The organism is Paraburkholderia dilworthii (genome assembly GCF_000472525.1).
In the GTDB taxonomy this organism is placed as follows: Bacteria; Pseudomonadota; Gammaproteobacteria; order Burkholderiales; family Burkholderiaceae; genus Paraburkholderia; species Paraburkholderia dilworthii.
This window is the reverse complement of record NZ_AWZT01000001.1, coordinates 239,823-255,976: the sequence shown is the minus strand read 5'-3', so window position 1 is coordinate 255,976 and position 16,154 is coordinate 239,823. Positions and strand designations below refer to the sequence as shown.

At 56.9% G+C, this 16,154-nt stretch carries 19 protein-coding genes; 17 read left to right on the top strand and 2 right to left on the bottom strand.

Going from position 1 to position 16,154, the window contains the following annotated elements:
- Positions 1–27: 27 nt before the first annotated feature.
- The 15 genes from F759_RS0101320 (at position 28) to F759_RS0101250 (ending at position 11,996) form a co-directional block, all read left to right on the top strand.
- A complete protein-coding gene (locus F759_RS0101320; RefSeq protein WP_027798255.1) occupies positions 28–906 on the top strand; it encodes a hypothetical protein in 879 nt (292 codons plus the stop codon).
- Positions 907–920: 14 nt separating this feature from the next.
- Positions 921–1,940, top strand: a complete 1,020-nt coding sequence (locus tag F759_RS0101315; RefSeq protein ID WP_027798254.1) for a major capsid family protein — start codon at positions 921–923, stop codon at positions 1,938–1,940.
- Positions 1,941–2,034: 94 nt separating this feature from the next.
- Entirely contained in the window at positions 2,035–2,547 is a 513-nt protein-coding gene (locus F759_RS0101310; protein WP_027798253.1) for a hypothetical protein, read from the top strand.
- A gap of 8 nt (positions 2,548–2,555) precedes the next feature.
- Positions 2,556–3,059 (top strand): hypothetical protein, encoded by a 504-nt coding sequence (locus F759_RS43900; RefSeq protein ID WP_051377034.1) that lies wholly within the window; start codon positions 2,556–2,558, stop codon positions 3,057–3,059.
- An 8-nt stretch (positions 3,060–3,067) separates the two neighbouring features.
- Entirely contained in the window at positions 3,068–3,658 is a 591-nt protein-coding gene (locus tag F759_RS0101300) for a hypothetical protein (RefSeq protein ID WP_051377032.1), read from the top strand.
- An 8-nt stretch (positions 3,659–3,666) separates the two neighbouring features.
- Complete coding sequence (locus tag F759_RS0101295) at positions 3,667–4,617, top strand: hypothetical protein (RefSeq protein ID WP_027798251.1); 951 nt, start codon at positions 3,667–3,669, stop codon at positions 4,615–4,617.
- A gap of 64 nt (positions 4,618–4,681) precedes the next feature.
- The gene (locus F759_RS37045) at positions 4,682–5,056 is read left to right on the top strand and encodes a hypothetical protein (protein WP_244438769.1); all 375 of its coding nucleotides are present in this window, start codon (positions 4,682–4,684) and stop codon (positions 5,054–5,056) included.
- Between the two features lie 18 nt (positions 5,057–5,074).
- Positions 5,075–6,397 (top strand): hypothetical protein, encoded by a 1,323-nt coding sequence (locus F759_RS0101285; RefSeq protein ID WP_027798250.1) that lies wholly within the window; start codon positions 5,075–5,077, stop codon positions 6,395–6,397.
- Positions 6,398–6,406: 9 nt separating this feature from the next.
- Positions 6,407–6,850 carry a hypothetical protein gene (locus F759_RS37040; protein WP_152530561.1) on the top strand — a complete coding sequence of 148 codons (444 nt, stop codon included), beginning with the start codon at positions 6,407–6,409 and terminating at the stop codon, positions 6,848–6,850.
- 92 nt (positions 6,851–6,942) lie between these two features.
- Positions 6,943–7,605, top strand: a complete 663-nt coding sequence (locus tag F759_RS0101275; RefSeq protein WP_244438768.1) for a hypothetical protein — start codon at positions 6,943–6,945, stop codon at positions 7,603–7,605.
- A gap of 112 nt (positions 7,606–7,717) precedes the next feature.
- A complete protein-coding gene (locus F759_RS0101270) occupies positions 7,718–9,310 on the top strand; it encodes a lytic transglycosylase domain-containing protein (RefSeq protein ID WP_027798248.1) in 1,593 nt (530 codons plus the stop codon).
- 1 nt (position 9,311) lies between these two features.
- Positions 9,312–10,046, top strand: coding sequence for a hypothetical protein (locus F759_RS0101265; protein ID WP_027798247.1), 735 nt, complete (start codon positions 9,312–9,314; stop codon positions 10,044–10,046).
- The gene (locus F759_RS0101260) at positions 10,043–10,318 is read left to right on the top strand and encodes a phage baseplate plug family protein (protein ID WP_036023308.1); all 276 of its coding nucleotides are present in this window, start codon (positions 10,043–10,045) and stop codon (positions 10,316–10,318) included. The genes F759_RS0101265 and F759_RS0101260 overlap by 4 nt, the downstream gene beginning before the upstream one ends.
- Positions 10,315–11,289 (top strand): hypothetical protein, encoded by a 975-nt coding sequence (locus tag F759_RS0101255; protein ID WP_244438767.1) that lies wholly within the window; start codon positions 10,315–10,317, stop codon positions 11,287–11,289. Before F759_RS0101260 ends, F759_RS0101255 begins: the two co-directional genes overlap by 4 nt.
- A 2-nt stretch (positions 11,290–11,291) precedes the next feature.
- A complete protein-coding gene (locus F759_RS0101250) occupies positions 11,292–11,996 on the top strand; it encodes a hypothetical protein (RefSeq protein ID WP_027798244.1) in 705 nt (234 codons plus the stop codon).
- Between the two features lie 128 nt (positions 11,997–12,124).
- Here the strand turns inward: F759_RS0101250 and F759_RS0101240 are convergent, their stop codons facing one another.
- The gene (locus F759_RS0101240; protein WP_027798243.1) at positions 12,125–12,361 is read right to left on the bottom strand and encodes a hypothetical protein; all 237 of its coding nucleotides are present in this window, start codon (positions 12,359–12,361) and stop codon (positions 12,125–12,127) included.
- 666 nt (positions 12,362–13,027) lie between these two features.
- Between F759_RS0101240 and F759_RS37035 the strand changes: the two genes are divergently transcribed.
- The gene (locus tag F759_RS37035) at positions 13,028–13,432 is read left to right on the top strand and encodes a hypothetical protein (protein WP_063829640.1); all 405 of its coding nucleotides are present in this window, start codon (positions 13,028–13,030) and stop codon (positions 13,430–13,432) included.
- Positions 13,433–13,886: 454 nt separating this feature from the next.
- On the opposite strand, the gene F759_RS42775 is transcribed toward F759_RS37035, so the two are convergent.
- Positions 13,887–14,606: a hypothetical protein gene (locus F759_RS42775; protein ID WP_027798241.1), complete on the bottom strand. Its 720-nt coding sequence runs from the start codon at positions 14,604–14,606 to the stop codon at positions 13,887–13,889.
- 116 nt (positions 14,607–14,722) lie between these two features.
- Here F759_RS42775 and F759_RS0101220 point away from each other — a divergent pair, with 116 nt between their 5' ends.
- Positions 14,723–16,150, top strand: coding sequence for a baseplate J/gp47 family protein (locus F759_RS0101220; RefSeq protein ID WP_244438766.1), 1,428 nt, complete (start codon positions 14,723–14,725; stop codon positions 16,148–16,150).
- Positions 16,151–16,154: the final 4 nt, after the last annotated feature.

Sequence of the window (16,154 nt, the reverse complement as noted above, 5' to 3'; positions counted from 1 at the left end):
GGCCTTTTTCATTTCTGGATAGAAAACATGGCAATTAATACCCCTTTCTACCCGTACCAGACGACGAATGCCCAAGGCTCGTTTTCGGTACAAAGCGCCGGCTACGTGCAGGGCGTGTTCATGGACGACCCGGCAGTGCGCTATGCGCTCTCGCTCGGCAATCTTTCGGCAAGCGCATCCAGCCCGGTCTGGGGCGGAATGGCGATCAGCGAATACATTCCGGTCGCAGGCAACGACGTGACGCTCGGCAGCATGATTGCTCCTGCAACGGCATCTGCGAACCTCGCGGGCTTCTCGGTGTTCAACCAGGCCTATTCGATGGTTGGCTCGCCGCAAAGCCCGGTCCCGCTCGCTGGCTCGACTGGCGCCACCGTTGCGTACTTCCGCATGGGTAGCGGCGCGCGTATCGCTGTCGCTGCTGACCCGGGTCTCGTCTCGCTGGACGGCGGTCTCGTCTCGCAAGCGGTGAACTGGGACTTCAACACGCAAACGCTGGTCCCGACTGGCGGCACGGCAACCGTTGCCGTTACGTCGATCACCTCGTCGTTCGCTAACGGCGTGTACACCTTCGCAGTGGTCGCAGGCGCAGCAACGAACGTCACCGCAGTTGGCGACACGATCGACGTTGCTGGCGTGACCGGCACGGGCGCAGCGCTCGTCAACGGCGTTCAAACCGTGACGTCTTTCACCGACAACACGCACTTCTCGTTCCAGGTGACGGCGGCTTCGGGCGCGATCGCAACCGGCGCACTCACCGGCACGATCACCCTCGTCCAGAACACGGCCGTTCTCCCGGTCAAGGTTCTTTCGGTCAACGTCGGCAACAGCATGACGGTTTCCTTCAACGCAAATACCGGTGCGGCAACCTGGAATCGCCAGGGTACGACTGCCCTCATTCTCATCTAAGGCGGTAACTACACATGGCAAATATCGTACCGGCACAGATTCGGGTCTCGCCGCATTACCTGGTCCCCGAACTGCTTCTGCAATATCAACAGGCATCGGGCGCGTTCGACCTGATCGCAACGGGCGATCCGCTCGTGCGTCTCGGCGAAGGCGACCTGGCTGTCTACATCAAGCGCATGGACGTTCGCACGCAAGTGCAGACCGGCCAGTTCGCGTCGAACCAGCTTCCGTCGTGCTCGGTCGTGTACAGCGAAATCAGCACGCCGACGTACATGATCCGCTCGCGCGCGGAATACGACCATCACGACACGGCTGCACTCGGCCGCGTTGGCGCATCGACGGTCGAAGCACATCGTCTCGCAATGCGTCAGGCAACGTTCCAGCAACAACGGAACCTGCTGCTGTACGGCGCGAACCCGTCGAACGGCGAAGGTCTGCTGAACGCGAACGGCGCAACGGCAATCAGCCTGCCCGCTGACTCGAACGGCAACACGACCATCTCGACGTACGACAACGGCGAACTCGCGTTCTTCCTGCTGCAGCAGATCGGCCAGATCAAGGTCCGCACGATGCAGATGGGCATGCCGGCACGTTTCGCCGTCACGACCACGCAGGAAATCCTCGAAGCGATCAGCTATCAGGGCATCGTGCAACTGACCCAGTTCCAGCGCGAAGGCGCGGGTTCGAAGTCGTCGCGTGGCCTGATCGATGATGTGCTCGACTGGAATGAGGACGAGATCACGTGGGCCTGTGACGACACCCTCAAGGGTAAGGGCGCTGGCGGCACGGACATGATCATCATCTCCATGCCGGAAGTGAAGAAGCCGAACGGTGGCCGCATCAACACCAACGCGTTCGCTGAACTCACTCCGGGCCTGCAAGCATGCTCGATCCAGCTGGTCGACCGTGCAGCTCCGACCGAGATCACAGCTCCGCTCACGGCTGGCGCTGTCGATGTCGTGTCGGAACTGCGCTCGACTTCGGGTTGGAGCCCGCGTCCGGAAGCGCTCACGCTCATCAGCGCAGCGTATTAAGGCTCGCCCTGCGGATAGGTTGCGCAACTGACAAGCACGCCCCCTGTCGTGTTTCCGCAGGCACTTACAGGGATAACTTTTAACAGGGACTGTCATGGCTCTATACGTTGCGAACCTCACAAAGCAAGAATTCAATCTGATCTACTGGGTTGAAAACAGCAAGAAACCGGTTGTCACCAAGATCAAGCCGGGCCAACAAGAAAGCGTCTATCCGCAAGGCAATCGCGTCGATCACGAGCGCATTGTCGACCAGCACCGCATGTATGGCCTGATCCCGGTTTCGGAAATGGACCGGCATCGCGAGTTTGTCGGCCAGTTGTATCAGTACGATACGCCGATCCCGCTCGATCGCCTCTATACAGGCATGACGAAAAACGAAGATGCGCTAGTGCAGCAGGCTCTCGAGCGTCGCAAGGAAGCCGCTGTATCGTCCGATGACCTGATGAAGCGCGCTGCACAGGAAACCGACGCTCATCTCGGAAACTTCGAAGTTGAGATTCAGGAAGTCGAACAGAAGGGCGTCGAAGCGACTGTTCACGAAGTCATCTCCGTTGGCGACGATGCTCCGCAAGAGCGCCGCGGGCGTGGCCGTCCCCGTCGTAACTAAAGGCAAACATGAGCGCGTTCTGCTTTCCCCCGCTGCCGGGTATGGGCGCGCTCGCGCCTTGGCAGACGTCGACCACACCAAACGTCACGGACCTGTACACGTTCCTGACGACCGTGGCGGGCATTCCGACGAGTGCCCTTCCTTCGGATAGCGCCTACATACCGTGGGCGCTGAGCTACGCCGAGGAAATGACGCTGCAAGTCCTGCGTTTCGTTGGGCAGGACTATTACTGTTTCGCGGTCTACTGCTTAGCAACGTCGTTCCTCATCAACTGGTGCCCGGATCAGCCGGGGCAAACGTACTTTGCGGATCTGCGGAAGACGTGGAATCTGACCGGCTTTACTGGCGGCATCATCCAGTCGACGGCAGATCAGAGCACGTCGGAATCGATGCTAATGCCCGAGTTTTTGAGCGGTCTAACGATCGGCCAACTCCAGGCGCTAAAGGACCCATTCGGGCGCCAGTGGCTTGCAGCTATGGCAGATAACGGCCCGATCTGGGGCATCTCCTAGGATGAAGTATGGCAGCCGGTCGCGACTTTGAATCACCGATCGCAGATGGCGGCGGAAGCTATTCGGCGCCCAAGATTTACGCGAGAACTGCGCCGGCCCGCATCACGCTGCACCTCGGAATCATCGACATACCCTATCAGGATCGCGCCACAGACGAGAAAGTCCCGAAGGCCAAGAAAGGCAAAGCGAACAAGCCGATCAAGCCAAAGTCAGACGCAGCCACGAAGACGACCGGCGACATCGCGGAAATCCTCGAAGAGAAGTATCACATCATGGATACGTTCGCCTTCGCCCGGTTGCCTGACATCGCGAAGGAACTCGAGGAGTCGATTGCCGGTTCGCTGGAAACGATGATGATGGGCGGACAGCCTTCGCCCAATCCGTTCGCCTCTGCTGAATCCGCAATCACTGCCATGTTCAAGCAGTTCATTTTCACGCAGCAAGTTGAGAGCATGGGTATCGCTGGCGTGCCGACACAAGCAGCGCTAGACGGCGTGAATCACCGCCTGAAGCATCCATATGCCAAGGGGAACCCGCGGCGCCCGTCATTTGTAGACACTGGCATGTATATGGCCAATTTCGTCGCGTGGATGAGTTAGGAAAATAGATGCCATCCATAGCTGAGTCACTCTCGTCTCAAAGCCAGCTTGCGAACGATCTAGCCGCGGGCGTCAACACGCTCTCGAATAATCAGAGCGTGGTATTCACGCAGTACGCCCGCCAAGTCATCTCCGAAGACGGTACGGTATTCTGGGTCAACACTGGCGTCACAACGACCGTCCAAGGTTCGCTGCACTACGCCACGGACCAGCAGCAGAATGAAGACGAGACAATCGACATCAACCGTGTCATTTTCACTGCGCTGAGCCAGATTGACGAGTTCAACACGGTATCGCCTGATACGATGTGGCTCGGTTCCTTCAACGGAATTCGTTTCTCTTTCAATGTTCGCGGCTCGTTCTATGAGCAGGCGAACCTTTATCACTATCTCGGCAACGCGGTTTATCCCGCCCTCGCTTCGCAGCTAGTTGACAGTGCTGCGGATCTACCGGATGGCCCGATCGTTTCGAATAGCCTGCCGATCTGGCTGGCGCAAGGCACCGTATCGCTTCCCGTGTATCCGTCGTATCTAGTGCCCGCTAACGTTGTGCCTCCGTACATCGTGGCGCACGTCGATCCTGATATGACGGAGGCGCCATCGTTTCCGATCTATGTCTGGCCGGGAACGGTTGAGGCGAATTCGGGCGCGTCTCCACTGCATGACATGCCGAGCTCGCAACTAGCCAAAGACCGGGTTCGTTTGACGCTGTACGGACTCACAAATCAGCAGGCGATCCAGTTCTATGCATCACTGATCGATTACTCGCTGAACACGGACAACTTTGGCTTCGGCAACTCGCCGGTTATCAAGGATGCCAAGCGAACGCAATCCGAGTTGAATGTGATCGCGATGAAAAAGACTCTCGATATTGACGCATGGTATTTCCAGACGACCTCTGATGCCATCGCGCGACGACTGATTCTGTCCGCTGGATTTTCTTCGATCACCACCTCCTAGCGCGGGGCACCCCGACTAGATCAACACCCCGCTACGGCGGGGTTTTTCATTTGGAGTTTCAAAAATGCCCCAAAGCCCCATTAAATCAAACGTAGCACTCAGCGCAGCAAACAAGAGTTCGCCGCTTCAGATGGACCAGAGCGGCAATTTGCTCATCGGCAATGGCTCGACGAACAAGCTGAACATCACCGCGATCACGGCTGTCAAGGCCAGCGCCGGACGAGTTTGCAAAGTCACCGTCGTTGCTGTCGCTACGGCCGGCAACTTCGCAGTCTATGACGTGGCCACTACGGGCGCCGCGGCTACCGCAAACGCAATCATCAAATACACCGCTTCGTGGCCGGCAGTCGGCACCGTCATCCCCCTTGATTTCCCCTGCCTCGCCGGGATCGTGGTTGATCCGGGCACGGGCGGTCAAGTTGCCGTCTCGTTCGATTAATAACAGGAGTCCGCCCACATGGCGACAACCATCACTCCGACGATCGTCACGGTCAACACGACCGTCACGCGCGCGCCGACCGTCTCCCAACTGCAGCAGAGTGGTGCGATTGTGTCTGCGGGCGGCACGACTCTCACCAGCGGAACGTATCAGTACTGCGGCACGCTTTCTGCCGTTCAAGCACTGCTCGCCGCGCCTCTCGCATTGACTGGCATGGTCTGGTCTAGCGGCACGGTCACGGCTACCACCACGGCCACGATCGGTCTGGCGACGGGCCAGACATTCACCACGACCATTGCCGGCGCTACGCCTGCGGCTTACAACGGGACGTATGCGGCGACGGTCACCGGCACCAACACGTTCACGTTCGCCATCGCGACGAATCCGGGCACCGAGACAGTTCCGGGAACCTATCTCCCGTCGAACGCTGGATTCATCAGCAACGCCGCAACGACGTTTTTCGCGCAAGGCAACTCGGTCGGCGTCTACGTGCTCGAACTGGGCGCGCAGACCACGGCCGCATCGGCAATCACGGCCTTGCAAACGTGGATTACGGCAAATAGCAATCCGCAAGTGTTCTATGCCTACCTGCTGCCCGCTGCGTGGGATGCGGCCTCGGCTGCAGCACTGAACACGATGACGGCGAACTACGAGAGCCCGAGTGGCCAGACGTATTTCTTCGTCACGACGACCGTTGCGAATCTACCTACCTACGCCACGAACAAGGCGGTCTACGCGCAGGTTCCGAGCCCTACCAAGGCGTCGACCGAGCATCAACTATCGGCGGACTTCTACAACTGGCTGGTAAATAAGCCGGGCTCGTCCAATCCGCTTGCGCCGATGTCTTATCGCTACGCGTTTGGTGTTACGCCTTGGGACAAAAGCAATCAGACGAGCATCAATACGGTTCTGACGAACTACGGCAATCTGATTTACACAGGTGCCGAAGGCGGCATTTCCACCGCATGTGTCTTCAAGGGCACGACGATGGATGGTGAGCAGGCTGCGTGGTGGTACGGGATCGACTGGTTCCGCATACAGGTCAAGCAGGCGCTCGCTGCAGCAGTCATCAACGGCTCCAACAGCAATCCCCCGCTGCTGTATGACCAGAACGGCATCAACACGCTTCTCGCCGTTGCGCAGAACGTAGCGAACTCGGCTGTGAAGTTCGGTTGTGCGTTGAGCGCCGTTGTGACGGCTGTGCCGTTCTCGACGTACACGACGGAAAACCCGAACGACTACAACGCCGGTATCTACAACGGCTTCTCGGCGACGGTGGTTGGTCAGAACGCATTCCTGACGCTCACCTTCAACCTCGACGCCACCCAGATTGTGAACTAAGGACGCAACATGGCTAATCCCTATCTGAATGCGGGACCGCTGAACCGCGTCCGATGCTCGGTAGTTGTTCCCGCAACCCCCACGCTGAACATCACGAGTCAGTACATGGGCAAATCTTTCTGCCACATTGAATTCGAGGGTGATTTCAATCAGCAGATCGAGACGGCGACTGGTGTTGTGAACTCGCCCGAACCCTATGTGATGGCGACGATTACAGTGGGTCTGCTCCGATCGCAGGCGCTGGCAGCGAACTGGCTAGCTCAGGCGCAAGACAACAGCGTTCTGGGCGATGTGACGATTCACAGCGATACCTCGGCATGGCCAGCAATCACATTGAATGACACGGGCATTCGCATGATCAGCCCGGGCGCATTCGACGGCACTGATCCAGTGGTTCGATTGACACTCCGCGGCTCGTTCAACGTGAACGCCTCCCTCTGGAGTTTCACGTAACAACCTCACGCCACGGCTGGGGACGCGACCCGAAACGCCGGCACCTTACCGGCTGCCGTGGCACCTCATAAGGCTCGATTAAAGGGATTGAGATGCGCATCGATGAAAACAGAAATCTTGTTCTTCCGGTCGTGACTGAAAAAATCACGCGGAAGGTCACGAAGAAGGTTGACGGCAAAGACGTGACCGAGGAAGTGACCGAAGACGTGGTGAGAATCCATGCCTTCCATACGCCCGTGTCGCGCGCCGTTTTTGAGCAGCACTACCGCGTTCTCGCGGCAACCAAGGCATCATTGTCAAGTAAGGGCGCTCACTATCTAATGGGCTCCGGGCCGCGCATTGCAGCGCTGACGCTCAAGGATGAAGGGCGTAAGGAGGCTATCAGCCTAGGCATGATCGACGAGCGCGGGAACGTGAATGACGACGAGACAGACGCCCTCTTCGCTGAGTTCAAGCGCCTGACTACCATCTTGTGTCCGGGTCCAAATGGATGGGACATGTTGCCGGTCGAAACGGCAATTTCTAGCGGGAAGATCGACGCCGAGGATTGGGAGGAAACGGTCGCCGCCGTGACTTTTTTTACCTGTCACTATGCGATGGCGAAAAAGGCCGATCGCGCGACGGCAGCGAATGGCACGGCATCCTTTCTGGGTGCGTCGATCACGTCATCCACACCTACGGAATTCCTCGCCTCTTTGCCGACATTGACGCAGGACGCGCCTACGACAAAGACACCATCGTCGATTCCATCCTGAACTACGTCGCCACTGAGGGCTTTGGCGAAGTGTTCGAGCGGTACGACAGCCCGTATCACACGGCGCAGCAGTTCAGAAATCGATACCTGTTGGAAGCCCTAAAGAGACCGTCATGACACAAAAAGCAATAATTGATGTCGAAATTAATGACGGACCTTTTCGCGATTTCCACGCTCTCTTTCAGGACTACCAGAAAAAGCTCGAGAGCATGCCAGAGGACTGGGCGAAGGTAACTGGCGCGATCGACGATGCCGGATCTGGCATGGGGGACTTCTCCAAGTCGTCCAAGTCGTCCAAAGAATTCCTGATGATCGCAGCCGTTCAGGCTGACGCAATCTCTAAGGCGATGAACCGCGCCACCGGTGTGCAGGACAAGTTCAACACCCGGGCGAAAGACGGTGCTATCCAGATGACGCGGATGCAGAAAGCGTCGGCGGCAATGCACAAATCTATCTCTGGCATGAGCTCGGTCCTGCTCAAGCTGGGCACGGTTGGCGCAAGCGGTATTGGCTCTGCAATCGGCGCAATTTATGGCGCTACGAGCATGCTTGCCGGCCAGAACCTGCAAGCCCGAGGACTTGGCTTGAGAATCGGTCAGACGCAAGCGTTCGGTGCCAACTTCGAGAAGTTCGGACTCGGCGCATCGGACCTCGGTAATGTTGCCAATGCCCAGGGAGATGTATCGAAGTGGCGAGCCTTCATCGCGGCGGGCCTGACACCTCAACAGGTCCAGAACGAAGACGCCGAGCAACTGACGTATGACTTCGCGCGGGCCGCAAGCGGCAAGTACCGCGAGTGGCAAAAATCCGGCAAGCCGGCCGCTTCGATGGCGCAAGCCTACGGCTTCACGGACATGCTCTCGCTTCAGCAGTTGCGTACTGGCGCGAGCTATGGCGATTCTGACTGGGTGAAAGCTCAGCAGAAGGAAATGGCCGACGCAAAACGCAACGAGATCGATCAAGGCACCGCCGACCAAGCATCAGACGTCAAAGCCGCCCTCAAGTCCGATTGGGCTCAGGTGATGAATGAGTTCAACGGTCAGCTCGCGAAAATGTCTCCTGAACTGGAGACGATGGGCAAAGCAGCGGCAGCGGCGGCTGTCAATCTGCTGAAAGTCGCTGGCCCTGAGGCAAAGGCGGTTATGGCCGCACTTGAAGGCCCACCGGTGTCCAGGGAACAGGCTGCATCGCAAGGGGGTGTGGTTAGTGGCCTGGCGCGAATGGGTTACGGCATCCGAGACTTCTTTTCAGGGAGCGGCGGCACGCTAGCCGCGCCCAATCTAGACAGCATTCTTGACGCGCAGCTTCAGATGGAGTCCGCTGGCGGCAAACACTTACTCTCACCGAAGGGCGCGAAAGGTCCGTATCAGTTCATGGACGCCACCTGGAAGGATTGGGGGCATGGCGATGTCAATGACCCGAAGGCGTCCAGAGATGCGGCAAGGCGCTACGACACCTTCCTGTTGAAGCGATACGGTGGAGACGTCAAGAAAGCAATGGCCGCCTACAACTGGGGTATGGGTAACCTTGACAAGGATATTGCTACACATGGAAAAGATTGGGAGAAGTATGCGCCCAAAGAATCCCAGGGTTACAACGCCAAGCTCATGCAACTCCTTCTTCAGAAGGGTCAGAACGTCAACATCAACATCAACAACTCGACGACAGCCAATGTGTCGACCTCGATGAACGCTGCGGCGAACTAATATGGCACAACCAGCAGCCGCGATAGCATATGACTTGGCATTCCAGATATCTCCCATTATCCTGGTTGACGGCATTGCGTCGAATACACTTGGCGGTATGCTTCCGATCATTGCATTAGGCGGTCAAGCGTTGTCTGCAGTGCAGGGCGCATTGACAAACGGGATTTCGACGGACGACTTTTTTGCTCGGTATGTTCCGATCCCTGGCTCGACGCTTATCAGCCAGCAGGCTGCGACGTTTCCATTTGCAAATCAGGCAACGGCCGCGAATGCAACGATTCAGAATCCGTTGAACATTAGTCTCCGGATGATCGCACCGGTCAAAGATACGGCCGGCTACCTCACGAAACTTGCGATTTGGACTTCGCTGCAAAACTCGCTCGTTGCGCACAACGCGGCTGGTGGGACGTACACAGTGGCCACACCATGGTACATCTACACCGGCTGTATTTTGCAAAGCATCACGGATACGACCGGTGGCGAAGGAAAGCAAACTCAAATTATGGCGCAGTGGGATTTTGTTCAGCCGCTCACCACGCAGATGCAGGCGATCCAGGCGTATTCCTCATTGATGTCGAAACTGGCCTCGGGCGCGCAGGTAACGGCACCGACGACGGCCGGGACGTCTATCTGGTCTAACGCTGCAGTGGCAGTCGGTTCGGCTGCACAGAATGCCGTGTCGAACATCTCGAATCTGTCGGGTGTTGTCAATAAATACCTTTCGACACCTCTATGACACTGATCCCCTTCACGCCGAGCAACAACGCGTCCCCTCCGTTTTCGACGCAGGTTACGCTGGACAACACGAGCTATACGTTCAGCGCGGCATGGAATATTTCCGGGCAGCGATATTTCGCGTCGATCACGGATCAGTCGGGAGCAAACATCTGGACTGGCGCTCTGATCGGCTCCCCGCTCGACTATGACATCCTCTTGGCGCCTGGAATCTTCGGCACCTCAACCATTCTTTACCGAGCCGATACGAGGAATCTGGAAGTCAACCCATGAGCCGATTTTACGAACTGGCGCTAACGCCCGCAGGTGCCACAGCGCCAACGCGTACATGGTCGACTCATCAAAACGGCATCTACGATCCGGCCGCATTGCAGGTCGAATACGACGCTCTGGTCTTGCCCTACGGAACCCCCGGCAACAGCGCGACAATCACAGTCCGCGGGATATCCCTGCAAGACCTGACGCAGGCGCAGCAGTTCGCCGGCATGACGCTAGAGTTGAAAGCGGGAATGAAGGCGCCGGGACTGCCGCTCATTTCCCCGAATCAGGCCGGGACGATTTTGAAGGGGACAATCTTCCAGTCGTTCGGCAACTGGGAAGGAACGAATCAGACGCTGGACTTCGTTGTGATCCCGGGCGTCTATACGCTCTCGAATCCGGGCAATCTCTTGCTTGACTGGTCGGCCGGCATGGAATTGTCGGATGCCCTGAAGCAGACGTTCGCGAACGCATATCCGGGCGTCCCTGTGGTCATGAACATCAGTTCGAATCTGACTCAGAATCACGATGAGCCCCACATCTGCGCGACGCTGGATCAGTTTGCTCAGATGGTCGGAGACATCACCGAAGGCGTATTCGATAACCGGGTCAACATCGGGATACAGGCCGGGAAGATCGTTGTCTATGACAACACCTATCGGCCGGGTCCGATCCAACTGAACTTTAACGATTTCATCGGGCAGCCAACATGGATTGCGGTCAACACAATCCAGATAAAGATGGTTGCTCGAGCCGACCTGCAAATGGGGTCGATCGTAAAGATGCCTCAGGGATTGCAGAATGCGCCCGGCTTCGTTACTACGACCGGCAACGCATACTCGTCCAGCATCAAATACAAGACGACGTTTCAGGACAACTTCATCGTGACTGAACTTCGTCAGGTCGGAAACTTCAGGTCGCCTGACGCCTCGCAATGGTCAACCATTATCAATTGCGTAGCAGTTCCAGCGGCTAGTCAAGGATAGGAATGGCTGATAATTATGCCAAGCTATGGGTACAGAAGAACGCGAATCAAGTCGCGATCAATCGAGCCCAACAGGCTATCCAGAATTTAGGCCGCGCGCTGCCGTGTCGGGTAGTGAAGGTATCGGGTGCGATCGTGACGGTTGCGTTCGAGGTCAATGCTGCGCCGTTTAACCTGCCGCAGATCACGATTCCGAAGGCTGAGAGCAACTGGATTCGCATGCCGACGCAGGTAGGCGACTTCGGCATGACAATGCCTGCCGATGCCTACCTAGGTGGTGTATCAGGGCTTGGCGGTGGCGTAGCGACGCTAACGAAACCCGGCAATCTAAGCGCGCTGGTCTTCGTTCCGGTAAGCAACTCAGGTTCTCCGCCGATCGACCAGAACGCAGCGCAGATGCAGGGGCCGAACGGTGCGATTATCCGGACGACGACCGGAACGACGTCGGAAATTGTCACGAACACCAACGGCACGACGATAACGTTCGGCAACAGTACGGCCATCGTGAATGCTACGGAAACGGCGCTGACTTACGGCACGACTTCTCTGGTGCTGAACGCGAGCGGCATCACCATGACGTTTGGCACGAACACCATCGTTCTCGACGGCTCGGGCCTCAGCATCAACGGCGAAAGTTACGAGAACCATACGCACGGATACTTCCCGGGAACCGGTACAAAAACGCAGACCGATCCGCCGATCAACTAGGAATCACAGGCCGCCAGTAGCGATCGCAAACAACATCGTGAGAGCAAATAGAACCGCCAGCGTCGAGACGCACGCAATGGCGGTCTTTTTTAGATCTTCAGATCGACTCAATTTCATAATGTCTCCGTTCATCCGCCAATTTTTACGTTGCTGCCGCTGAATTTCATGTCCATGAATCCATCGTGGCACTTCAAATAAGAGATTCCTGGGTTGTAGTCTTGTCGGATTCCTTGGTTCGCGCACTCTTTGATTGCTGCCAAGATTTCCTGTTTGTGCTTGTCCTCTGACGTCATCTGGTCGTCGGTCCTAGAGTTGCAGGCATATGAGACAGATGCGGCTAGTAACACGCAGATCCAGTGTTTCATGTTTTTCCTTCTCTAAATAAAAAATCGTTGGGCTCGAACCGAGGGCAAACGTCGCAGTGCCGGGCGACGCCCTCAGCCTGAATCTGGTCCGTTATGGATGCTGGATGTCCGTCCTGTGGCCTGAACCACTGAAGCATATGTCGGCATGGAAAGACATAAGTCCCCTCGGTTGCCGCTGCCTCATAGTGCCTGAAGTATGGCGCGATGTGATCAAAGTTTCGATAAGGAGCCAGCGGATTGAATGGATCATCTATCAGCCGGAAACAGTGAGCTCGATAGTCCCGGACTGCGCATGAGTCAGCGAAGCACTTCAACACCGATTCAAGTTGGAATGCCTGCTCCATCTCTCCGATGACCATTCTCCCCTGTGCGTAGAAGTGCGTCCCTCGCCATCCGCGGACGTAATGAATCAGGTCCATAGCCTCGGTGGCACCGTCAAACGTTGCTGCGAACCCGGCAACATGAATCTTCAGCGACTCGAGATCTCGCACCACAAACAATGGCGCGCGCCTGGCAACTTCATGGGCTAATGCAAATGCGTCCGACCTGCTCCTCAGGAACAGAACGAGCACCAAATATTCTCTTGAGAGCTTCAGAAGATTGTCATGTGAAAAGAAGTTGGGCGGACGGGTATCTGGCATGGCTCAAATGAAAATGGTCTACTAAATGCGTACATATGGCCGAATCACGAACGAGGACGGGACCAAGACTTGGGTACAGGTCAACACGGATAGCGCAGGCTACGACGACAGCATCTGGCTGACCACGCTTGCGCAATGCCTAAAGCTGAACCTCGGAGAGTCACCCTTCTATGCAAATTACGGGATTCCTCAATATCAGACGATCGTAACGCAGGTGCTTCCCGACTATTACGTCATGCAAACGCAGACACAGTTCTCGCAGTATTTCTCGTCACTGACGATCTCTCGCGTACAGGTCCAGTGGCCTCCAGCCTACCAGGTCAACGCCGTCTGCCACAGCGGAGCTGTGCTCACGCCCTACGTGGACTCCTCGGTCGTTGCGCCTCAGCTCAATAACACTTTCATTCTCGATAGCTCGACGCTCGGATAATGCGAAAACTAGCCCTACTCCTGCTGTTTGCCAGTTCTGCGGCTAATGCACAGTTCGTCACCGGACAGATACTGACGGCTCAGCAACTGAACAATGCATTTGCCAATGTGCTATCGCTGAGCGGGGGATCTCTGACGGGACCGTTGACGGTTCCTACTCTCACAGTAACAGGCAATCTCACTGTCAACGGTTCATTCACCCTACCAAGCGGATCGGTTGGCCCGTCAAGCCTCGCGCCGATGTCGCCGAATTCCGTACTTGGGAACCCGACGAACAATACGACGACTCCTACGGTTATGGGTCTGTCAAATTGTAATTCAGGGACTAGCGCGCTCGGGTATGCAAACGGAGCCGGATTCACTTGCATCACGAACGTCAATGCATCAACGCTGAACGGCTATACCTTCGCAAATCCTCCGACTACTGGTTTCGGAAGTTCGACGCCTGAGCCGGTTTATGCGACGACACTGTCTGCCACTAGCGCTTTCACGGCAACTGGCCTTGTTACAACGACTGACCTGGCTACGCAAGCAGCCAATACGGTGTTGGCAAATGCAACCGCATCCACCGCCAGCCCCACGGCAGTTGCTATGCCGAGTTGCAGCACGGCGACGAGCGCCCTGAACTGGACCATAAATACCGGATTCACCTGCAATACTGCGGTGAATGCGGCTACGCTAGGAGGCGCGACATTTGCATCTCCCGGAGCGATTGGAGGAACGACCGCCGCTTCCGGCAAGTTCACTACCCTCCAAGCGACAAGCACGATTACGCCGTCAAGCACTGCCGGTATTGTCGGCACGACGACGAATGATAATGCGAATGCTGGGAGTGTGGGGGAGATGATCTCGAACACAACCTCTGGCACGTCAATCACCACGGCCACGAATTTCAATGCGACTTCGGTTTCCCTGACAGCAGGGGATTGGGATTTATTCGGTTCGATCCGATTTAACGTCGGGGCGGGCGCGGCACCTGTGAATATTATCTCAGGCATCAACACTGTCTCGGCAACCACTCCGACATGGCCCGCTGGAGGAATTGCCAATACTTCAGTAACCTTCACGACGGGTTCGAACGAAGTTAGCAATACTGGTGTGACGAGATTGAGCCTTTCCTCTACGACAACAGTGTACCTGGTCGCACAGATGACCTTCTCCGGAGGATCTGTCACGGCAGACGGATTTCTCCGAGCCCGCCGCATTCGTTAAAAGCGTAGCGCGCTCCACCCGACCTCGAAACCACAACAGCACAGCCCGCCTTGCGCGGGCTTTTTTATGGCCCGACCAGATGGCATCTACCATAAACCCGACGACCATACCTCTGGTGATGACGAGTGCGGGGCCTGTCACGACTCCGCCGTCGACGCTTCGGTCGGCGCTCGTCAATGGCGTTGCTGCGACAAACCCCGACTATTCTGCAAATCTTCCGGGCAGCTTAATTGAGGACATCGCGTCAACGGACGTCGGCGCACTGGTCACGCTCGACCAGGCCAGAGTCGATGCGATTAACAGTGTTACGCCTTACGGCGCGAATGCTTTTATTCTCGCCCAACTCGGCGCGCAGGCAGGCATTCCGCAGGGGTTGGCGGCGAACGGTAGCGTCTACGTGCAGTTTTCCGGTCCTCCCGGTTATGTCTTCCAGCCGGGATTTCTGGTGGGCGATGGCTCTAACCAGTATAGTTTGCAGGATGGGGGGGTAATCGAGACTGGGGGGATTAGTCCCCTCCTGTTTGCTGTTGCTACCACCAGCGGAACCTTCGCCATCCCGGCCGGTACGGTTACCAAGCTTGTCACGTCCGTTCCGAGCGCCTACGCCGTCACAGTGACGAACCCGGAAGCTGGGACGCCAGCGACCACGACCGAGAGCCCGCAGGACTATCGCGCTCGCGTGCTGCAAGCAGGCATAGTTGCATCTACGGGAACGCCTGCGTATGTGAAAACGTTGCTTGGCAAAATCATCGGCGTTCAACAGCGCCTGGTGTCGATCAATCAATTGGCAGGCGGCTGGCAGATCGTCTGCGGCGGCGGAGATGCCTATTCGGTGGCGACCGCAATTCTGCAAAGCGTCCCTGATATCGCGGTTCTTCAGGGCTCGCAACTCGGCATTACGACCATGACAGCGGCCAACCCCGTTGTCATTACCACGAACCTGCCGAGTGGGTTTGCAATCGGGCAGACGTTCACGGTGACGGATGCAACTCCGATCGCGTACAACCTGACCTATACCGTCTCCTCGATTGCCGGCGACACAATTACAACCACAACGAATGGGACCGGATTCGGCGCCTATACGGGCGGCGCCAAATTCACGCCGAACCCTCGCGATGTGGCTGTCTCGCTATACCAGAATCCCGACACGTATTCAGTGACGTTCGTGAATCCTCCGCAGCAGACGGTGACCGTTGCTATAACGTGGAATACCACGCTACCCAGCTTCACGGCAGGAACTTCGGTGGCGCAAGTCGCATCGCCAGCAATCCAGTCGTATATCAATTCGATTTATGTCGGCCAACCGATCAATCTGCTCGATATGAGTTCGGTTTTCCGGGACTCCGTGTCGGCGGTGATTGACCCGACGAATGTGACTACGCTGCAGTTCGTGATAACGATCAATGGCGTGGTTGCCAGTCCGACTGCGGGGACAAGTATCGTCCCCTCAGACCCGGAAGGTTATTTCAGTTGCTCTTCTACCGGCGTAACAGTGACACAGGGGTAAGGGC